At 56.7% G+C, this 18723-nt stretch carries 17 protein-coding genes and 1 tRNA gene; 8 read left to right on the forward strand and 10 right to left on the reverse strand.

Going from position 1 to position 18723, the window contains the following annotated elements; genetic code table 11:
• The 5 genes from AC2FH2_RS00005 to AC2FH2_RS00025 all read right to left on the reverse strand — a co-directional run bounded on the left by AC2FH2_RS00005 (position 1) and on the right by AC2FH2_RS00025 (position 4720).
• A tRNA-Glu gene (locus tag AC2FH2_RS00005) sits at positions 1–75 on the reverse strand.
• 98 nt (positions 76–173) lie between these two features.
• Positions 174–1916 carry a single-stranded-DNA-specific exonuclease RecJ gene (recJ, locus tag AC2FH2_RS00010; RefSeq protein ID WP_282027477.1) on the reverse strand — a complete coding sequence of 581 codons (1743 nt, stop codon included), beginning with the start codon at positions 1914–1916 and terminating at the stop codon, positions 174–176.
• 91 nt (positions 1917–2007) lie between these two features.
• Positions 2008–2991 (reverse strand): class II fructose-bisphosphatase, encoded by a 984-nt coding sequence (gene glpX, locus AC2FH2_RS00015; protein WP_496822503.1) that lies wholly within the window; start codon positions 2989–2991, stop codon positions 2008–2010.
• Positions 2992–3060: 69 nt separating this feature from the next.
• Entirely contained in the window at positions 3061–4347 is a 1287-nt protein-coding gene (locus AC2FH2_RS00020) for a homoserine dehydrogenase (RefSeq protein ID WP_142634682.1), read from the reverse strand.
• Positions 4348–4471: 124 nt separating this feature from the next.
• Positions 4472–4720 carry a hypothetical protein gene (locus tag AC2FH2_RS00025; protein ID WP_142634680.1) on the reverse strand — a complete coding sequence of 83 codons (249 nt, stop codon included), beginning with the start codon at positions 4718–4720 and terminating at the stop codon, positions 4472–4474.
• A 100-nt stretch (positions 4721–4820) separates the two neighbouring features.
• Between AC2FH2_RS00025 and AC2FH2_RS00030 the strand changes: the two genes are divergently transcribed.
• A complete protein-coding gene (locus AC2FH2_RS00030; protein ID WP_281994819.1) occupies positions 4821–5408 on the forward strand; it encodes a TetR/AcrR family transcriptional regulator in 588 nt (195 codons plus the stop codon).
• 7 nt (positions 5409–5415) lie between these two features.
• On the opposite strand, the gene AC2FH2_RS00035 is transcribed toward AC2FH2_RS00030, so the two are convergent.
• On the reverse strand, positions 5416–6327 hold the full coding sequence (locus tag AC2FH2_RS00035; RefSeq protein WP_281972337.1) for a pirin family protein: 912 nt from the start codon (positions 6325–6327) through the stop codon (positions 5416–5418).
• 159 nt (positions 6328–6486) lie between these two features.
• On the opposite strand from AC2FH2_RS00035, the gene AC2FH2_RS00040 reads away from it, so the two are divergent.
• Positions 6487–6957 carry a hypothetical protein gene (locus tag AC2FH2_RS00040; RefSeq protein ID WP_281972336.1) on the forward strand — a complete coding sequence of 157 codons (471 nt, stop codon included), beginning with the start codon at positions 6487–6489 and terminating at the stop codon, positions 6955–6957.
• Positions 6958–7024: 67 nt separating this feature from the next.
• Here AC2FH2_RS00040 and AC2FH2_RS00045 read toward each other — a convergent pair whose 3' ends face one another.
• Genes AC2FH2_RS00045 through AC2FH2_RS00055 form a run of 3 tightly spaced genes read right to left on the reverse strand, consistent with a single transcriptional unit; the run spans position 7025 to position 9853 of the window.
• On the reverse strand, positions 7025–7696 hold the full coding sequence (locus AC2FH2_RS00045) for a TadE/TadG family type IV pilus assembly protein (protein ID WP_496822504.1): 672 nt from the start codon (positions 7694–7696) through the stop codon (positions 7025–7027).
• Positions 7697–7709: 13 nt separating this feature from the next.
• Positions 7710–8243, reverse strand: coding sequence for a TadE/TadG family type IV pilus assembly protein (locus tag AC2FH2_RS00050; RefSeq protein WP_142634669.1), 534 nt, complete (start codon positions 8241–8243; stop codon positions 7710–7712).
• Positions 8240–9853, reverse strand: a complete 1614-nt coding sequence (locus AC2FH2_RS00055; RefSeq protein ID WP_281994817.1) for a TadE/TadG family type IV pilus assembly protein — start codon at positions 9851–9853, stop codon at positions 8240–8242. The genes AC2FH2_RS00050 and AC2FH2_RS00055 overlap by 4 nt, the downstream gene beginning before the upstream one ends.
• Positions 9854–10185: 332 nt before the next feature.
• Here AC2FH2_RS00055 and AC2FH2_RS00060 point away from each other — a divergent pair, with 332 nt between their 5' ends.
• The 4 genes from AC2FH2_RS00060 (at position 10186) to rpoD (ending at position 16191) form a co-directional block, all read left to right on the forward strand.
• Positions 10186–11616: a Glu/Leu/Phe/Val family dehydrogenase gene (locus AC2FH2_RS00060; protein ID WP_271946263.1), complete on the forward strand. Its 1431-nt coding sequence runs from the start codon at positions 10186–10188 to the stop codon at positions 11614–11616.
• Between the two features lie 145 nt (positions 11617–11761).
• Positions 11762–12058, forward strand: a complete 297-nt coding sequence (locus AC2FH2_RS00065; protein WP_142634663.1) for a hypothetical protein — start codon at positions 11762–11764, stop codon at positions 12056–12058.
• A gap of 80 nt (positions 12059–12138) precedes the next feature.
• Entirely contained in the window at positions 12139–14088 is a 1950-nt protein-coding gene (gene dnaG / locus AC2FH2_RS00070; protein ID WP_496822505.1) for a DNA primase, read from the forward strand.
• Positions 14089–14202: 114 nt separating this feature from the next.
• Positions 14203–16191: an RNA polymerase sigma factor RpoD gene (gene rpoD, locus AC2FH2_RS00075; protein ID WP_271946269.1), complete on the forward strand. Its 1989-nt coding sequence runs from the start codon at positions 14203–14205 to the stop codon at positions 16189–16191.
• A gap of 193 nt (positions 16192–16384) precedes the next feature.
• Here rpoD and AC2FH2_RS00080 read toward each other — a convergent pair whose 3' ends face one another.
• Positions 16385–17362, reverse strand: coding sequence for a helix-turn-helix domain-containing protein (locus tag AC2FH2_RS00080; RefSeq protein ID WP_281994815.1), 978 nt, complete (start codon positions 17360–17362; stop codon positions 16385–16387).
• 305 nt (positions 17363–17667) lie between these two features.
• Here AC2FH2_RS00080 and AC2FH2_RS00085 point away from each other — a divergent pair, with 305 nt between their 5' ends.
• Positions 17668–18132, forward strand: a complete 465-nt coding sequence (locus AC2FH2_RS00085; RefSeq protein ID WP_496700002.1) for a thiol-disulfide oxidoreductase DCC family protein — start codon at positions 17668–17670, stop codon at positions 18130–18132.
• A 41-nt stretch (positions 18133–18173) separates the two neighbouring features.
• On the forward strand, positions 18174–18677 hold the full coding sequence (locus AC2FH2_RS00090; protein ID WP_496822758.1) for a DUF4166 domain-containing protein: 504 nt from the start codon (positions 18174–18176) through the stop codon (positions 18675–18677).
• Positions 18678–18723: the final 46 nt, after the last annotated feature.

Below are 18723 nucleotides of genomic sequence, written 5' to 3' on the forward strand. Positions count from 1 at the left end.
TGGTAGCCCGTAGGGGAATCGAACCCCTCTTTCCAGGTTGAAAACCTGGCGTCCTAACCGATAGACGAACGGGCCACGCTAGCTTGTGGGGGGCCTTTTACGGTTTCACTCTGACCCCCGCAAGCCGAAAAACGCAGGGTTGTGAAAGTTTTTTGGCGGTGGCGAATGCGGCCTTAGATCGCCTCGGCGGCATCTTCCAATCTGAGTTGTACGGTTTGCCGTCCACCCCATGTGTTCACCTCAAGTCGTCCGGCGAAATGAAAGCGCGCGCCGCCGTGATTGGTCAGCCGTTCCCCCATTGGTCCGTCAAAGGCGCCAAACGCAATGGCATCCAACCCGGCACCCACCCCGTCCGACAGCGACAGCTTCAGATGGGAGTCGCCGACCCGCTTGGCAAAGCGCACTTGTAAGTCCGGAAAGGCATACCGCGGAGCCGGAGCACTGGCGCCGAAAGGCCCTGCTTTTTCAATCTGTTCAATCAGATCGACAGTGGCCGCGCCGGGCATAAGTGTGCCTTCCAGTTTCAGGTCAGCAGGGCCGGTTTGACCTGCCCCTTGTTTTGCCAGCAATTCGCTGAGCCGTTCCATCGCCGGTTCCAGCTGATCACGCATGACCGTCAGGCCAGCCGCCATCTTGTGGCCGCCGCCCTTGACCAGCAGACCTTCCGCCGCCAGCCGCTGAATCGAGGCACCCAGATCGACACCGGTCACTGATCGGCCCGATCCTTTGCCCTCATCCCCGTCCAGACCGATGACGATGGCCGGGCGGTTGGCGGTTTCTTTGAGGCGCGACGCGACGATGCCGACAACGCCCGGATGCCAGCCTTCCCCGGCCGCCCAGACCAAGGGCGCATCAAGGCCCCGTTCTTCGGCCTGTTCCATGGCGGCTGCCCGAACCGCATTTTCAATATCGCGCCGCTCGGTGTTCAACTCATCCAGCCGTTGGGACAGAGCCTCTGCTTCATGGGTTGAATCGGTGCTGAGCAGCCGGGCACCCAGATCGGCCTGACCGATCCGGCCACCCGCATTGACGCGCGGGCCCAGCATGAACCCCAGATGATAGCTGTTGGGCGCTGAATCCATCCGCGCCACATCCGACAGCGCCACCAACCCCGGTCTTTGTCGTTGCGCCATGACCTTCAGCCCCTGACGCACAAGCGCGCGGTTTGCACCGATCAACGGGGCCACGTCCGCCACCGTGGCCAGCGCCACAAGATCTAGCATTGCAATCAGGTCAGGCCCTTTTGCACCCGCTTCGCGCAGTTGCCGTCCGGCCTCGACCAGCATCAGGAACACAACGGCGGCGGCACAAAAATAGCCAAGATCGCCGCTTTCGTCCTGTCTGTTCGGGTTCACCACGGCCACGCAATCGGGCAAAGTTTCACCACCAAGGTGGTGGTCCAGGACGATGACATCGGCCCCCTTTGCGGCGGCGATGGGTTCATGGCTGAGGGTTCCGCAATCGACGCAGATAATCAGATCATGCGCGGCGGCTAGTTCCTGCATCGCCGGGACGTTGGGGCCATAGCCCTCATCAATCCGGTCAGGCACATAGAGCGTCGCCTGCAGGCCCATCTGACGCAACCACGTGAGTAGCAGAGCAGCCGAACTGCCTCCGTCGACGTCATAATCGGCAAAGATCGCAATACGCTGCTTTAGACGGACCGCAGTCAGAAAACGGGTTGCAGCGGTTTCCATGTCTTTCATCGCGCGCGGATCGGGCAACAGCTCTTTCAGCTTGGGTTCTAGAAATCCCGGAGCTTCCATTGCTGGAACACCGCGCCGGGCCAGAACCTGACAGACGGCCCGAGGCAATCCGGCTTGTTGTACCAGCATCTCGGTCGCGCGCTCTACATCCGCCGAGGGGCCGACCCAGCGACGTGCAGACAGTGAATGTTCAACCCCAAGAAAGCTCATGTCCTGCCCCTGATGTGCCAAGGCCGGACCCTCGCGGACCCGGCCTTATCATTTCTATGGATAGCCCTGCACGATGGTCAGGCGCAAGAACTTAGCCGTCGCTATGCGACCACGTCGGCGTGCGGTAGGACATACGCCGAACCGACCCGGTTTTCGACCGCATCAGCAGAGTGGTGGTTTCAACCCAACCCGGCTCGCGCTTGATACGCGGCAGCAACGAGCCGCCGGTGACGCCGGTTGCGGCAAAGATCACATCGGCGGTTACCATCTCATCGCGCGAATAGATGCGGTCCAGATCGGTGATGCCCGCTTTGGCTGCGCGGCCGCGTTCGTCATCATTGCGGAACAGCAGGCGGCCAAAGATCTGCCCGCCCATACATTTCAGCGCTGCAGCGGCCAGAACGCCCTCGGGGGCGCCGCCTTGGCCCATATACATGTCGATCCCGGTGACTTCGCTTTCGGCGCAGTGCATGACGCCAGCAACATCACCATCGGTGATCAGGCGGATAGATGCACCGGTTTCGCGAACTTCGGCAATCATAGCCTCATGCCGAGGGCGTTCCAGAATGCAGACGGTAAGGTCGGCAGGCTCGCAATCCTTGGCCTTGGCCAGTGCTTCCACACGTTCGCGCGGGCTCATGTCCAGGCTGACAACGCCTTCAGGGAAACCCGGGCCAACGGCCAGTTTGTCCATATAAACGTCCGGTGCATGCAGCATTGATCCGCGCGGGCCCATTGCTATCACAGTTAACGCGTTGGGCATGTCCTTGGCGGTCAGCGTGGTGCCTTCCAGCGGGTCCAACGCGATGTCGACGCCGGGACCATTGCCGGACCCGACCTCCTCACCAATATACAGCATCGGTGCCTCGTCGCGCTCGCCTTCACCGATGACAACGACACCGGCGATATCCAGAAGGTTCAGCTGTTCGCGCATGGCATTCACAGCGGCCTGGTCAGCGGCCTTTTCATCACCCCGTCCAACCAGCGAAGCCGAAGCAAGCGCAGCCTGTTCCGCAACCCGCGCCAGGCCCAGAGACAACAGGCGGTCATTGAAATCAATCTTGGCAGCACTCATTTTCACTATCCTCAGGTCAGTATCGGCGTCTTGTCCGGCATAGCCTGCGTATCGTGCAGGCCGCAAGGGTCAAACCTCTTCAATCCGCAAAGCAACCGGTGTGCCCGAAACAACATCGGTCTCGTGCAGGCCCAGCAAGGCGACATCCAGCGTGGCACGGGTGGTTTTGTGGGTAACTATCAGAACCGGCGCGGTGCTTTCCGCATGGGCGTATTGGCGCATGCGATCAATCGAGACCCCGGCATCGCCCAGGATGGCCGCAACTTTGGCCAAGGCGCCGGGTTTGTCCAGCAGACCTAGACGCAAATAATAGGGGGCAGGGCGACCAGTCAGCGCTGGCACTGCGTCCTGCAACGAACTGGCAGGGCGGCCGAAAGTCGGAATCTGAAGCCCACGTGCCAGATCGCAGACATCGCCCATCACCGCGCTGGCCGTTGGACCCTCGCCAGCTCCGGGGCCACGCAGAACAACCTGCTCGACCGCGTCGCCTTCGATCACCACCATATTGGTGCCGCCTTCAAGCTGGCCCAGGGGCGAGTCACTGGGCACCAGACACGGCTGCATCCGCTGTTCAAGCCCCCGTGCCGTGCGCTGAGCCACGCCCAACAGTTTGATCCGGTATCCCATGTCATGGGCCTGGTCGATGTCATCCAGACTGATCTGCTGAATGCCTTCGATCTCGATCCCGTCGAAATTCGGTTTGGTGCCGAATGCGATTGAGGCAAGCAGCGCCAGTTTATGCGCGGCGTCTATCCCGCCCACATCCAGATTTGGATCGGCTTCAAGGTAACCCAGCTGCGCGCATTCGTCGAACAGGGCGTTATATCCCTGCCGCTGCGATTGCATCCGGGTCAGGATATAGTTGCAGGTGCCATTCATCACCCCCATGACGCGGGTGATTTCGTTGCCCGCAAGTCCTTCGGTCAGGGATTTGATCACTGGAATGCCGCCAGCCACGGCCGCTTCGAAGCGGATCACACGGCCCGCGGCTTCGGCCATTTCGGCCAGTTCCTGACCGTGAATGGCCAACAGGGCCTTGTTGGCGGTGACGACATCCTTACCACTGGCTAGCGCCGCTTCGACCGAGGCTTTGGCAGGTCCGTTTTCCCCGCCCATCAGTTCAACAAAAACATCAATATCGTCGCGCTGTGCCAATGCGACAGGGTCAGTTTCCCAGGCATAATCCGACAGGTTCACACCGCGATCCTTGCCAGCGTCACGCGCGGAAACCGCTGTGATCTGGATGGGACGACCCGTTCGTGCCTGCAGCAGGTCGGCATGGCGGCGCACGATCCTGACGACACCCACACCAACAGTTCCCAAGCCCGCAATTCCAAGCCGCAGCGCCTGTGTCATCCTGTGGGTTCCTTTCCGCTCGAATATCCTAAACTGGGGTGTTTCCCCGTTCCCGCTGCCTTAGCGGGTTCAGCGCCGAGGCGCAATCCGCGACACCCATGCCGGGCGGCAGAAAACCTGAGGATTAATTGGTCTGAGCGTTTTGCAATGCCGTTGCCTTTTTCTTCAACGCCTTGCTGCGGTCGGTCAATTCACTTTCGACCTCTGCCGCTTCGTACAGCGGGTCAACAGGCACAGCGAAAACATCTGCCAGTGGGGTTAATTTGGGGTAGGGGGCCGATTGCACATTTGGCCCTTCGCGGTCTTTCAGCTCGGGAAAATTGGTGCATCCCAGGCAGAGCAAAACTAGGGGCAGAAGAAGAAGGGGCTTCATGATGAAACCTTATTGTGGCAACTGGCATCGGTGATGCACTTTTTGTCCGGTCGTTTCAAGCGGGCTTCTATCTGAACATCCGTTCAGATATGGTGGATACATGGCACGTACACAAGGCTCACACTCGGACATTACCGGCCCGCGTATCCGGCAGGCAGCGCTTCGGCTTTTCGCGCGCCATGGGTATGCTGCTGTTTCCATGCGGAAAATTGCGGGCGAGGTTGGGGTGCAGGCCGGGGCATTGTACAATTACACCCCGGATAAGCAGAGCCTTCTGTTCCGTTTGATGCGCGACCATATGCAGGATTTGTTGTCCGCCTATGGCGAGCAAAAGCAAACTGGCGATCCGCAGGTTGCTTTGCGTCGGTTTGTCGGATTTCACATACGGTTCCACCTGCAGCGCCCTGACGAGGTATTCATCGCCTATATGGAACTTCGGAACCTCACGCCCGAAAACTTCGCCGAAATAGAGGATCTGCGCCGCAAGTATGAAGACGGGCTTGAAGCCATTTTGCGCGAAGGTCAGCGGGCGGGTATCTTTGCGGTCGCGGATACGAAGATTGCGACATTGGCGGTCATCGCCATGCTGAACGGCGTTATGACGTGGTATCGCGCCGGTGGGCGGCTTTCGCTGGACGAGGTTGAAGCCGTCTATTGGGACATGGTCCGAAAGGCGATGACTGCTTAAGGGGCAGTCAATGTGCCGGCCGAATAAACGTCCCGTTGCGCAATTCGCGAAAAGCCTGTTCCAGCTCGGTCCGGGTGTTCATGACGATGGGGCCGTGCCATGCGACCGGCTCATTGATCGGTGCGCCGGAAATCAGCAGGAACCGGACACCTTCGGGACCTGCCTGAACGGTCACTTCGTCACCACTCCCAAACCGAACCAGAGTTCGGTCCCCCGACATGTCACGAATGTTCACCTCTTGGCCGCCAACTTCTTTTTCCAAAAGGACCCCCGCAGGCCGCGAGGCATCAGCAAAGGCGCCCGCGCCTTCGAATACATATGCAAATGCGCGACGGTAGGTGTCTATGGGGAAGGTCTTTTTCACACCTGCCGGAATTTGGATGTCCAGATACTGAGGGTCGGCGGCGATGCCGTCGACTGGGCCTGTCTTGCCCCAAAACGTCCCCACGATCACACGGACAACGGTTCCGTCATCGTCCATGATTTCAGGGATCTCTTTGCGCGGAACGTCCTGATATCGCGGTGTTGTCATCTTTTGGGCCGCGGGTAGATTGCCCCACAGCTGAAACCCGTGCATTTGGCCGGTTTGGCTCCCCTTGGGCATTTCCTGATGCAGGATTCCGGACCCCGCCGTCATCCACTGCACATCACCCGCGCCAAGTGTTCCGTTATTGCCAAGTGAATCCGAATGCTCAACCGAGCCGGACAGGACATAGGTGATTGTCTCGATCCCGCGATGCGGATGCCATGGAAATCCAGCCTGATAATCCTGCGGGCGTTCATTGCGAAAGTCGTCGAACAGCAAAAAAGGATCCAGTTCCGACGGGTCCTGAAAGCCGAAAGCGCGGTGCAGTTTAACGCCTGCCCCCTCCATCGTCGGTATGGCCTTTCGGGTTTCCAAAGTCGGTCTGAGGGACATTGCTGCGCTCCTGTTGCTATGAGGAAGATGTACCGCACTGCCATGGCGGGTCAATTTGCGCTGAAACACGCAACCTGTGCGAAATTCAGCAGGTGCGTTCGCCTCTGTTGTTTGGCTGGGAAAGTGGCTAAACCCAACTGCAAAGTGGGAGAGCAGCAAATGCAACAAGAAGTTCTGGCCGTGGTCAAAGCCTCATCACCCAGGCGGTGGATGGGTGTCGGAATGTTGTCGACCGTGGGCTTTCTGGTTGTTTTCGTCGCGCTTGCCGCGCCGCCGGAGCCATCCTGGCAGGCATTCCTGTTTGTGGTAGGCGCGGCGTCCTTTTGGCTGGCCTATCGCATGTGGCAGGCAACCTCGGATTGGATCGAGCTGACTGAGACCGAGCTGAGAACCGGGGCAGGGCAGCCGATCGCCGCAATAGAAGACATTGAAACCGTCGAAAGAGGCGCGTTTGCCTTCAAGCCGTCGAATGGCTTTCTGGTAACAACCCGGCAATCAGGTGCAAATAGATGGGCGCCGGGGCTGTGGTGGCGCCTGGGACGCCGCGTTGGCATCGGCGGCATGACATCCGCCGCCGAAACCAAATTCATGTCAGAAATATTGTCTGTGATGGTGGCAGAGCGCGGCTAGGTCAGACCTTCAGCGCCACCTCGTTATTCGAAGGCGGGGTGGAAGGCACTAAGAGGCCAACCTTGTCCTAATTCGTTGCGCTTTCCGCACTCGCACCGGAATCCCCTGTGCCAGGGTCCTCGATTTCACCGATCTCGCCAGACCCGTCGGGATTTTCCTCAATTTCAACAACGCCCGACACATTTGCCGCAACCTCATTGGTAAAGCGTGGGCGTGTAAAGACGAAATTTTCAAAGACGTGGTCGCCTTTGAGGAAATCCACCCCATAAATCGAGTCAAAGACCGGAATGTAAGCATTCGCCGTTTCAACAATGATCAGTGTGTCCTGGTTGGGCATAGGCGGCAGGTTATCACGCATGCGGTCAATATTGTCGTCGGTCCAGATGCTGTCGTACCCGCGCGCGGTTGACCATCTGACGTAATGACGATCATCTTCTTCGTCGAACACAACCAGCGACACGCGCAGATTCATCTGTGATCGGTTGTTGACCATCGCCACCAGCAGCGAATGCAATGAGGTGATATATGTGTCCGTGATCGTGCCGGTCTCGCGAGAGATCAAATCGCCAACCGTATATGCCGCTTTAAGGTTAGATGCGCTTTGGCGGAAGCCGTCGAAATACGTGAAGGCGCCTGTGATCGTCCACACCAGCATCGGAAAGACAAGCAAAGCCTCAACCGTGAGTACCCCACTCTCGTCTTTCGTCTTGGATTTCAGAAGATTCCGGAGCTTTGACATGAAAAACATAGGCTTACAGAGGCTCCTGTACGAAGGCAGTCGTCGCGGTAAGTTCGATCTGGCCTGATTCATCCGACAAAATACGCCCCATCGCCGATGTAGGGAAAATCGGATCGACCTTTGCGCAGGCCCGAAGGATCATCAACTCGTTCGAAAGGCCATTTTCGAAAGCGCGAACTGGGTTCACTTCTTCAGAATTGTCAGTGCAATCCGGGACAGGCGGTAGGTTCAACCCGACAAACGCGCTTTGTTGCAGCATCTCCAGCTGCAAGTTGGTGGTACAGCGTTTGATCACTACAACGCGATCACAGATCGTGCTTTTTATCTGATCATGCGTTGGGTTGGTGCCCGTGCCGAGGCGAATGTCGCGAACTGTCTGGTCCACAGCCCGCTCTAACATCGCCTGCTGCAAGGTGACCACCGAATATTCCATCGCACTCAGGATGAAGAACATGAATGCCGGGAAGATGATCACAAACTCGACGGTGACCGCCCCATCTTCCCTGCGTCTCAGGCTTCGCAGCTTTGAAACAAGGGCTCCGATCATTGGGTCAACCGCAGTTTTCTGATCGACGACGCGATAGAAGCAAATGCGTCTTCCAGGTCCAGACCGTTCACATTGTATACATGGCTGTCCGAGCTGGCACAGTCCTTGATGGTTTTGTACCCGGCTCTGGGTGCTTCGAAGGCGATGCCATAGACAATGACGCCCTCATCTTTGGCTGCGTCACAGATATGCTTGGTGCGCTGGTTCTTGGCCGAAGTTTCAACTTTGGCATACGCTTTCGAGTACCACTCGGCCCATGCACTTGACTGCCAGTAATAGTTATATCTTGCATTCCAGGCCAAAGACACACGGTTGAAGAGTTCTGGATAGGTCAGGCGAACAGCCGTACCCAATTCTTCGTTGGCTGGTGTCTCTGGATCAGGATTGCCGAACGGATGGTCCGCCCATGTGTTCTGCTGTGGCCAGAAAAAGTTAGGCTGACCCTGCGAATGGTAGACTGTGTATTCGGAGGCCTCAGCATTGTACCAGACATCCGACAAGCCCTCCCGAAGGGACGGGTTCAGCATATACTGGTCCGTGTTCTGACCGTCGGTCATTACGATTACAATTTTCAAGATGTCCGAGTTATAGTCTGACGGGCGGGTCCGGAAGTGATTTGGAACGATGTTGTCGTCAGCCAGGTCGCTCACAATGCCACGAACGCTTGGGTCCAGGAAGGCCACGCCCCATTTCATGCCGACATCTATCGAGGTGTTCCCGGTTGCAGTCAACGCCTTGATCTGTTTGGTCAATGCCTCCAGATTATCGGTAACAGGCGTAATCGCACTGCCATCGCGGACCGGGCAAACCGGTGTTCTGATCGAGCCTTCGGAATAGGTGAAGGGGTCAAAATGTGCAGTGCGTTCCAGCCTGTCATCACGCTCTAGGTCCGCGTCGCTATACTGTTCAGGGATAAAGTTCACACAATGGGAGTAGTTGTGCTCTGCTGTAACGTTGGTGAATTTGCTCAGGATGGGTTCACCCGCGTTGACCTGAGTTGCGTAAGGCACGATCGAGATCGAAATGCCCGTGCGGTTAGGATCATCTGAATCCAGCATCAGCGTGACAAATTCTGTGGCCGCATCCTGCAGAAGCGCAATTTTGCTCTTCCCGCCAGAACTCGAATAGTTGTTCATTGAGCCTGAGATGTCGAGAACCAGCGAAATTTCAACAGCTCCAATGCTTTCGACGGCCGTGCTGGCCGCGTTAGCGGTCAAGCTGTTGACGCCAGAGAAATGCATAAAGTGGGTTTTAATGGTCGCCTCGGCGGTGGCTGATACTTTACGTGATCCAAAGCCTTCTTCCACCACGACAGAAGTGATTTTGCCGCCCAGCCCGGCCTTCTCGAAATAGGCATCGACAATTTCGCGTGCGGGCTTTTTCTGATCAAGGTCAGCGGCCGCAAGAACGGCGCGGTCCAATGTCGATTGCAGATTGGCGCGGTCGCGTTCGAAATTCATTAGGTCAACGCCAGCCCCAGTCGAGGCGATGATCACCAGGAAACCCAACAATACAAAGATTGTGAATGTACCGTCTTCGCTTTTTGCGAACCGGCGCGCGCTTAGCGCGGATTTAGCGCCGCTTTTGCTTTCGCGTAGAAACTTGGGCATTTTCATCTTGCAGACCTCGCTGAGCAGACATCCAAAGCTGCTAAGGAAAAGTTAACGTATGGAAATTAACTGCGAAACGTGGCGGGAATTGGGCGAAAAGGGCCCAGTTTTGGCTGGTTTGAGGGAAATTGAGGGATAATTCCGGACCGTTGCGCGGGGCTGTATTCGATGCGTGAACAATTCGGCGGATAATGTCTGGGTTTGGCGACTCAGCCAGAGTTCGAATATTTCCCCGTAACTTGAGATTTTATTTCTGCTTAAACATTGATCGTTTAGCAAAGGGGTGCGACAAAACGTCAGAACGCAAGTCGTTCGCCGGCACGGAGGTTTAAATGACGGCCACAAAAGAACCCAGCTTTCGAGAGAGTGTAGATCTTATGTTTAACAGGGCAGCGTCCCTGATGGATCTGCCTCCGGGCCTTGAAGAAAAGATAAGGGTCTGCAACGCCACCTACACTGTACGCTTCGGCGTCCGGCTGCGCGGTGACATACACACGTTCACCGGGTATAGGTCGGTACATTCCGAACATATGGAGCCGGTGAAAGGCGGCATTCGCTATGCTTTGGCGGTGAACCAGGACGAAGTCGAAGCGCTGGCGGCGCTGATGACCTATAAATGCGCCCTGGTCGAAACGCCATTTGGCGGATCAAAGGGCGGCTTGTGTATAGACCCGCGCCAATACGAAGAGCATGAGCTTGAACAGATCACGCGTCGGTTCGCCTATGAGTTGGCCAAGCGCGACCTGATTAACCCGTCACAGAACGTGCCAGCCCCGGATATGGGGACGGGTGAGCGTGAAATGGCGTGGATGGCCGACCAATACGCCCGAATGAACACAACAGACATCAACGCGCGCGCCTGTGTGACAGGCAAGCCGCTGAATGCTGGCGGTATTGCCGGACGGGTCGAGGCCACGGGCCGCGGCATTCAATATGCGCTGCGCGAGTTTTTCCGCCATCCTGAGGACATTCAAAAGGCAGGGCTGTCGGGCAAGTTGGACGGCAAGCGCATTATTGTTCAGGGTCTGGGAAATGTGGGCTACCACGCTGCCAAGTTCCTGAGCGAGGAAGACGGCTCTCGTATCGTGGGCATCATTGAATGGGACGGAGCGCTGTATAATCCCGACGGGATCGACGTCGAGTCGGTTCGCCAATGGATTGTCAAGCATGGCGGCGTCAGCGATTATCCCGACGCCACCCATTCCGCCGAGGGAGGGGCCGTGCTGGAAGAAGAGTGCGACATCCTGATCCCGGCGGCGCTGGAAGGTGTGATCAACCTTGATAATGCCGATCGCATCAAGGCCCCGTTGATCATCGAAGCTGCAAACGGCCCAGTGACAGCTGGAGCAGACGAAGTTCTGCGCGATAGGGGCGTCGTGATCATTCCTGATATGTACGCAAATGCTGGCGGTGTGACCGTTTCGTATTTCGAATGGGTTAAGAACCTAAGCCATATCCGGTTTGGCCGCATGCAGCGTCGCCAGGAAGAGTCGCGGCACGAGTTGATCGTCAGTGAGCTGGAACGGCTGGACCGCTATCTGGGCGATGCCTGGTCCATGTCTCCGAACTTCAAGGCGAAATACCTGAAAGGTGCGGATGAGCTTGAGCTGGTTCGTTCGGGGCTTGATGACACCATGCGGATTGCTTACCAGTCGATGCGTGAAGTCTGGCACAGTCGCGACGATGTCGAGGATCTGAGGACCGCTGCCTACATCGTGGCCATTGACCGTGTCTCGAAAAGCTACCGCGCTAAGGGACTTTGACAATACTCTCTGCGGGCGGTTGGCATCTGATCCATCGCCCGCAGGACCAAGGCGCAACAGGGCTGCGCAAGATGCAATTCGACGATGGCGCGCATCTTCGCCCGGCAGTAGACTTCAGCGACGAGAACGAATCCCGGAGACCCCCATGTTGCGTATTGCCGTTGCGGCTATTTTACTGGCCACACCTCTGGCTGCTCAGGAAACAAAAGAACAAAGCTGCCAGCATCAGGCGGATGTCGTGGCGGCGATCCAGCAGGCGCGACTTGACCGCGTGAAGGAGCGCGACGTGCCGCAAGCCGTGGCCGATACAGGTCCGACCTGGCCCGCGAACTATAATGCCGCGATCCCGCTGATCACCCCTTGGGTCTATGAGCAGAAGATGCGCGATGTGCGCAAAAAGGATCTCGGCGCCACGTGGATGGAGCTGTGCCTGCAGCAGTAATCCAAAACCTTGCGATTTCTTTGCGGACAAACGCGCGCCTTCCCCTTGGCGCGCGTTGCCGTTTCTGTCAGGTTTAACCCATGTCATTACCACCCGGTTTTCTGGATGAGTTGCGCACCCGGCTGAGCTTGTCTCAGGTCGTCGGGCGCAAAGTCATGTGGGACGCGCGCAAGTCCAATCAGGGCAAGGGCGACATGTGGGCTCCGTGCCCGTTCCATCACGAGAAGACAGCTTCGTTCCACGTCGATGACCAAAAGGGTTTCTATTACTGCTTTGGCTGCCATGCCAAAGGGGATGCGATCAGCTTCGTGAAAGAGACCGAGAATGTCTCGTTCATCGAAGCGGTCGAAATTCTCGCGCGTGAGGCCGGAATGCCGATGCCAGAACGTGACCCCAAGGCGCAAGAGAAACAGGATCGTCGCACGCAACTGGCCGAGGTGATGGAACAGGCGGTGCAGTTCTTCCGGTTGCAGCTGAAAACAGGAGCAGGTGGGGAGGCGCGCGATTATCTGGCGCGGCGCGGCTTGAAAGAGCAGGCGCTGGATCGGTGGGAAATCGGCTTTGCTCCCGACGGTTGGCAGGCGCTTTGGGATCACCTACGCGGCAAGAACGTGGCCGAAGATCTGATCCTTGGTGCGGGTCTGGCGAAACCCTCGAACAAAGGTAAAAAGCCATATGACACGTTTCGGAACCGGATCATGTATCCGATCCGGGATCCGCGCGGGCGTTGCATTGCGTTCGGTGGCCGGGCGATGGACCCCAATGACAATGCGAAATATCTGAACTCGCCCGAAACCGAACTGTTCGACAAGGGGCGCAGCCTCTATAACCAAGGCCCCGCGCGGCAGGCTGCCGGCAAAGGACAGCCATTGATCGTGGCCGAAGGATATATGGATGTGATCGCGCTTGCCGAGGCCGGTTTTGGCGCATCGGTGGCCCCATTGGGCACCGCAATCACCGAGCATCAGTTGCAACTGCTGTGGCGTATCTCGGACGAGCCGATCATTGCGCTGGATGGCGACACGGCGGGTTTGCGTGCTGCGATGCGGGCGGTCGATCTGGCCCTGCCGCTGCTTGAGGCAGGAAAGTCCTTGCGCTTTGCGCTGATGCCCGAGGGCAAAGATCCCGATGATCTGTTGCGGGCCGAAGGTCCAACGGCAGTGCAGACGGTGTTGGAAGAGGCCATGCCAATGGTCAGGCTGCTGTGGCAGCGCGAAACCGAAGGCAAGGTGTTCGACAGCCCTGAACGCAAGGCTACGTTGGAACGCACACTCCAAGAAAAGACACTGCTGATCCGAGATGGTTCAATTCGCTCTCATTACGAGCAAGAAATCAAGGATCTGTGTTGGAAACTGTTCCGCCCACAAAGGCAGAAGCAAAACCGCCCCTGGCAACCGCGCGGGAAATGGAAACCTCAGCCACAACCGGCCACACCGGGTGCGCGGGCGTCGTTCCTGGCATCGTCCGACAATGCCGATATCCAGATGCGCGAAGCCGCCATTCTGGCCATCGCCGCATTGAACCCCCAAGTCGTGGTGCAGTTTGAATACCAACTGGAAGAAATGGAGTGCCGTGACCAAGATCACGCTAGCCTGCGCGATGCCATTCTGCGGCACGCGATAGATGATCCTGAGAACCTCAAACAACATATTGCGGAAACTTTGGGACATCACGCCCTTGAAAACCTGCTGGCCCTTCGCCATGTCGCAGTGATCCCCTGCGTGAATAAACCGGGCGACGTTGAAAAGGCCGAAATGACGTTGGCCGAGGAACTCGCCAAAATCAAAGCTCTCAGGGGTCTGGACGCAGAGATCGCCGAAGCCGCAGAGGAGCTGTCTGATCTGGACGATGAAGCGTTGACCTATCGCTTGGCGCAAGCTGCCGAAGAGCGCAACAGAACAAGCCGAAGCCAGAATGAAGACAGGGCCGTTTTCGACATCGCTGACAATGGTGCGCGAATCAACCGTGACGAGAAGGATGCGTTTAAGGCAATCATGTCAGGTATCAATTTCGAGCGAAAACGCCGGTAATGTGGTGTTTTCGTAAGGCACTGGAAAAGAAAAACAGGTAAACGGGTGGCCGAATCACTTCAACGCGCTAATGATTCGGTTCAATCGAATCACCCATCCCTGCAGGAGCATTGAATGGCCGCCAAGGATACAAACGAAGACAGCAAATCCGACGAGCAGGAACAGGAAATCTCGCTGGACATGAGCCAGACTCAGGTCAAGAAGATGATCGCCGAGGCCCGCGAGAAAGGTTACATCACCTACGACCAGCTCAATCAGGTCCTGCCGCCTGATCAGGTCAGCTCGGAACAGATCGAAGACGTTATGTCGATGCTGTCCGAGATGGGGATCAACATCATCGAAGATGAAGAGGCGGAAGAGGAAGAGAATAAAGGCTCGACCGACCTGATCACAACGGAAAGCAACCGTGAGGTCACGCTGGCCGGTGCCGCCACCGAAAAGCTTGATCGTACCGATGACCCGGTGCGCATGTATCTGCGCGAAATGGGTTCGGTCGAACTGCTCAGCCGTGAGGGCGAGATTGCTATCGCCAAGCGGATCGAGGCTGGTCGCAATACGATGATCCTGGGGCTTTGTGAAAGCCCGCTGACCTTCCAGGCGATTACGATCTGGCATGATGAATTGCTGTCCGAAGACATTCTGCTGCGCGACGTCATTGATCTGGAGGCCACTTTCGGCAATCAGATGGACGAAGACGGCGATGTCGAAGAGCCGGTCGTCGACACTTCGACCGTGCAGGCCGCAAAGCCCGCCAAGGAAGAAGGCCCCGAGCTGGATGCCGATGGCAACCCGATTGCGACCGATGATGACGATGACGAAGACGAGCAGGCGAACATGTCGCTGGCTGCTATGGAAGCTGCTCTGAAAGATCAGGTTCTGACTACGCTCGAGCGTATTTCGACTGATTTTGCGATGCTGAGCGAAATGCAGGACAGCCGGATTTCGGCAACCCTGAACGAAGACGGCACATTCAGCGACACGGACGAAGCGACCTATCAGAAGCTGCGCGCCGAGATTGTCGAGCTGGTGAACGGCCTTCATCTGCACAACAACCGGATCGATGCTTTGATCGACCAGCTCTATGGCATCAATCGTCGGATCATGTCGCTGGACAGCTCGATGGTGAAGCTGGCGGATCAGGCCCGCATCAACCGTCGCGAATTTGTTGACGCCTATCGTGGGCGTGAACTGGACCCGAACTGGCTGGCTGAGATGGCTGAAAAGCCGGGCCGAGGCTGGCAGATGTTCATCGAACGCTCGACCTCCAAGGTCGAGGAACTGCGCAACGATATGGCTCAGGTCGGGCAATATGTTGGCCTGGACATCAGCGAATTCCGCCGCATCGTACAGCAGGTCCAGAAAGGCGAGAAAGAGGCGCGCCAGGCCAAGAAAGAAATGGTCGAAGCCAACCTGCGTCTGGTGATCTCGATCGCCAAAAAATACACGAACCGTGGTCTGCAATTCCTTGATCTTATTCAGGAAGGTAACATTGGCCTGATGAAGGCCGTAGACAAGTTCGAATACCGCCGCGGGTATAAGTTCTCGACCTATGCCACCTGGTGGATCCGTCAGGCGATCACCCGGTCCATCGCGGATCAGGCACGCACGATCCGTATCCCGGTCCATATGATCGAGACGATCAACAAGTTGGTTCGGACCGGTCGTCAGATGCTGCATGAAATCGGCCGCGAGCCGACGCCGGAAGAACTGGCCGAAAAGCTGCAGATGCCGCTGGAGAAGGTCCGCAAGGTGATGAAGATCGCCAAGGAACCGATCAGCCTGGAAACGCCGATTGGCGACGAAGAAGACAGCCAGCTTGGCGATTTCATTGAGGACAAGAATGCTGTGCTGCCGCTGGACAGTGCTATTCAGGAAAACCTCAAGGAAACGACCACGCGTGTTCTGGCCTCACTTACCCCGCGGGAAGAACGGGTTCTGCGGATGCGGTTTGGCATCGGTATGAACACCGACCACACTCTGGAAGAGGTCGGCCAACAGTTCAGCGTGACGCGCGAACGTATCCGTCAGATCGAGGCGAAGGCGCTGCGAAAACTGAAACACCCCAGCAGGTCGCGAAAGTTGCGGTCGTTCCTGGATCAGTAACCCAGAAAGGCGCCTCGACCGAGGCGCCTTTTTCGTTTGAAACCACTGTTCACGGTGGCTTGTAGAAACATCAATTTGGCGAGAACTCACAAGAAGCCCGCTGCGCGTCTTCCTATATCCGCAATGTCCACTCATGGGACGGGCCGGGGCGAGGCTGCAAGGCTGACGACCCCCGGCTACCTCAAAGTTACGATCACGGGTCCAGGCGGCTGCGGAAAGCGCTGGGCGCGCGACCCGTCCACCGTTTGAAAGCGGTGGAAAAGGCGGGTTGGTCTGCGTAGCCAAGTGAGAATGCAATTTCAGATAGCTGCATACCGTTGGTGATGAAAGTTTGGGCCAGATCACAGCGCAGATCGTCTGCGATCTCTCGATAGCTTGACCCTTCATCCTTTAGCCGACGTGCAAATGTTCGCGGGCTCATGCCGAGATTGGCGGCTATGTCATCGGCTTGCGGAAAATTCCCCGGCATCGAACGTGTAATCAGACCCTCGACCTGCGCCCGCAATTTTTGCTTAGGCGAAGCCCGCTCTGCCAAGACGCGTTCCCCGTACTCAATCAGATGCTCTCGAAGCATCGGGTCATATGTGGGCACGGGAAGATCCAGAGATGAAGGCGACAGAACAATCTCTAGGTTTTCTGCTCCAAACTCTACCGAAAATCCTGCAAGCTTTTGAAATAGATTTCTTTTCTCTCCAACCTCGTGTTGAAAGCGAATTGCGATGGGGTGGAAGTCTGACTGCGTCAGGTTCCGCATTCGCGCCAGTGTCCCAAACATCAAAAACTCTGTGCGTCTGTGATACCGGGCAAAACTTGCGTCTTCCCAGTCCGCCTCGAAGGACACAAAATTCCCGGCATGGCGCAGACTGAAGGTGATTGTGGGATCTATGATGCGAGAGAAGCGGGTTGTGTTTTCAAACACCTGTCGGAGGTCACGAGAGTACTTGCTGATATAGGCCGTAATGCTAGAGGCCGAACTGACTTTTGAACCCGCATAGGCGGCAAAAGTTATGTCGCGCATAGCGTCGCAGGCATATCTGATGAACATCGCCTCAGTTTGCGCACTGTAGACTGTAGTGGGGGGAGCGATTGCCGCTCGGCTTAGACCGCTGCGTTCCAAAAGCTGGTCTGCCAACTCTGGGCCGCCCGAACGCTCATCTACCGTTCGGGTCAAGTGTTGAATTCTGGCAATATCAAGTTCCATATCCAATTCTTAATGCTTTCGCGAAAAATTTGAACCCAGTTTGCAGGAGTGCAGGCAAACCCATCTGGCAGGTTTTCACAAGTTTCTGGCACTTTTCAGCAAGGATATAGCAGCGCAAAGGCATAGTTACCCCGTGTTGTCGGGTCAGCACCTTATGGGGATGAGGGTAGAGCTCCGGTCGTCTCAGACTAGCGATCGGTGGCTCCCCGGCACGTTTCATCTGAAAACCTACGTGTCGCATTGCGGATTTTACCCTTCAATGGCACGGTCCGGTTGTGGCGAAATTGATCTGGTATCCAATGCAAGACCGGGCGATCTCAGATGTGGGAACCGAGCAGAACCTCATCGTTTTTGATGGAGAATGCGTGCTGTGTTCTCGATTTTTCAGGTTCATGCTGTGGGCCGACACAAAGAAGCGGTTCAAGTTTGTAATTGCCCAGTCCCCCATAGGACAAAGCCTTTACCGGCAACTAGGCCTGCCCACCGACGAGTTTGAAACCAATCTTGTGATCGTTGACGGTGTTGTGCATCAGCGCTTGGATGCTTTTGCTGCTGCAATGCGCAGCTTACCCGCTTTGTGGCCTGTTCTGTCGGCCTGTCGATTTCTTCCGCGGTTTTTGAAGGATCCGCTTTATCATTTCATCGCGCGCCACCGATTTGCATTCTTTGGGCGGTTCGAAACGTGCTTGGTTCCGGATTCATCCCTGAAAGCGCGGTTCTTCCCCGGAGGGTATGCGTGAGGCCGGACCCATTTCTGCAGGCCCTTCCAGCCAATTCTGAGGTGCCGGATGCGGTTCGAAAATTCCACAGTGAAACGGCAGAGTTTACAGGACTATGCAGCATCCAAAGAGGAACCGGGTGGTTGACCTCTTTGTCATTGTGGTTGGGTGGGTTTCCCCCCGCTGCAGATACTCAGACGGTCCGCATTCGAACCAAACTCACTGGCCAGGAATGGGAATGGTTCAGGGATTTTGGCGGGCATGAGACGCTGTCTCATCTGGTCTACGACGCAGACAGGCGGTGCGTGAAAGAGAGGATCGGAGGGCTGACCATCTGGATGCGCCCACAGGTTCGAGGTCAAAAGCTGCATTTGAACATCCTGCGCCTCACTCTATTGGGGATGCCATGCCCAAACTTTCTTTTACCGCGTTCGGCGACGGTGGAATGGCAGGATGATCAAGGCCGGTTTCGGTTCGATGTTTCGGCAGAAATGCCGATGTTGGGTCAACTGATCCGATATCGGGGCTGGCTGATGCCGGTTCACGTAAATAGGAACAATGCCTGAATTGAACGTGAGGTGGCTTTGCCATGGCCTCCTGCAATCTACTTTA

The sequence above is a fragment of the Ruegeria sp. YTSA105 genome (assembly GCF_059610225.1).

What these genes read in the sequence shown, in the direction of transcription:
- AC2FH2_RS00045 (WP_496822504.1), bottom strand. Translation starts at nt 7,696, where the DNA reads ATGTCAAAGCTCCGGAATCTTCTGAAATCCAAGACGAAAGACGAGAGT.
- AC2FH2_RS00050 (WP_142634669.1), bottom strand. Translation starts at nt 8,243, where the DNA reads ATGATCGGAGCCCTTGTTTCAAAGCTGCGAAGCCTGAGACGCAGGGAA.
- dnaG (WP_496822505.1), top strand. Translation starts at nt 12,139, where the DNA reads ATGTCATTACCACCCGGTTTTCTGGATGAGTTGCGCACCCGGCTGAGC.
- AC2FH2_RS00035 (WP_281972337.1), bottom strand. Translation starts at nt 6,327, where the DNA reads ATGTCCCTCAGACCGACTTTGGAAACCCGAAAGGCCATACCGACGATG.
- AC2FH2_RS00025 (WP_142634680.1), bottom strand. Translation starts at nt 4,720, where the DNA reads ATGAAGCCCCTTCTTCTTCTGCCCCTAGTTTTGCTCTGCCTGGGATGC.
- AC2FH2_RS00020 (WP_142634682.1), bottom strand. Translation starts at nt 4,347, where the DNA reads ATGACACAGGCGCTGCGGCTTGGAATTGCGGGCTTGGGAACTGTTGGT.
- AC2FH2_RS00040 (WP_281972336.1), top strand. Translation starts at nt 6,487, where the DNA reads ATGCAACAAGAAGTTCTGGCCGTGGTCAAAGCCTCATCACCCAGGCGG.
- glpX (WP_496822503.1), bottom strand. Translation starts at nt 2,991, where the DNA reads ATGAGTGCTGCCAAGATTGATTTCAATGACCGCCTGTTGTCTCTGGGC.
- AC2FH2_RS00060 (WP_271946263.1), top strand. Translation starts at nt 10,186, where the DNA reads ATGACGGCCACAAAAGAACCCAGCTTTCGAGAGAGTGTAGATCTTATG.
- rpoD (WP_271946269.1), top strand. Translation starts at nt 14,203, where the DNA reads ATGGCCGCCAAGGATACAAACGAAGACAGCAAATCCGACGAGCAGGAA.
- AC2FH2_RS00055 (WP_281994817.1), bottom strand. Translation starts at nt 9,853, where the DNA reads ATGCCCAAGTTTCTACGCGAAAGCAAAAGCGGCGCTAAATCCGCGCTA.
- AC2FH2_RS00065 (WP_142634663.1), top strand. Translation starts at nt 11,762, where the DNA reads ATGTTGCGTATTGCCGTTGCGGCTATTTTACTGGCCACACCTCTGGCT.
- AC2FH2_RS00030 (WP_281994819.1), top strand. Translation starts at nt 4,821, where the DNA reads ATGGCACGTACACAAGGCTCACACTCGGACATTACCGGCCCGCGTATC.
- recJ (WP_282027477.1), bottom strand. Translation starts at nt 1,916, where the DNA reads ATGAGCTTTCTTGGGGTTGAACATTCACTGTCTGCACGTCGCTGGGTC.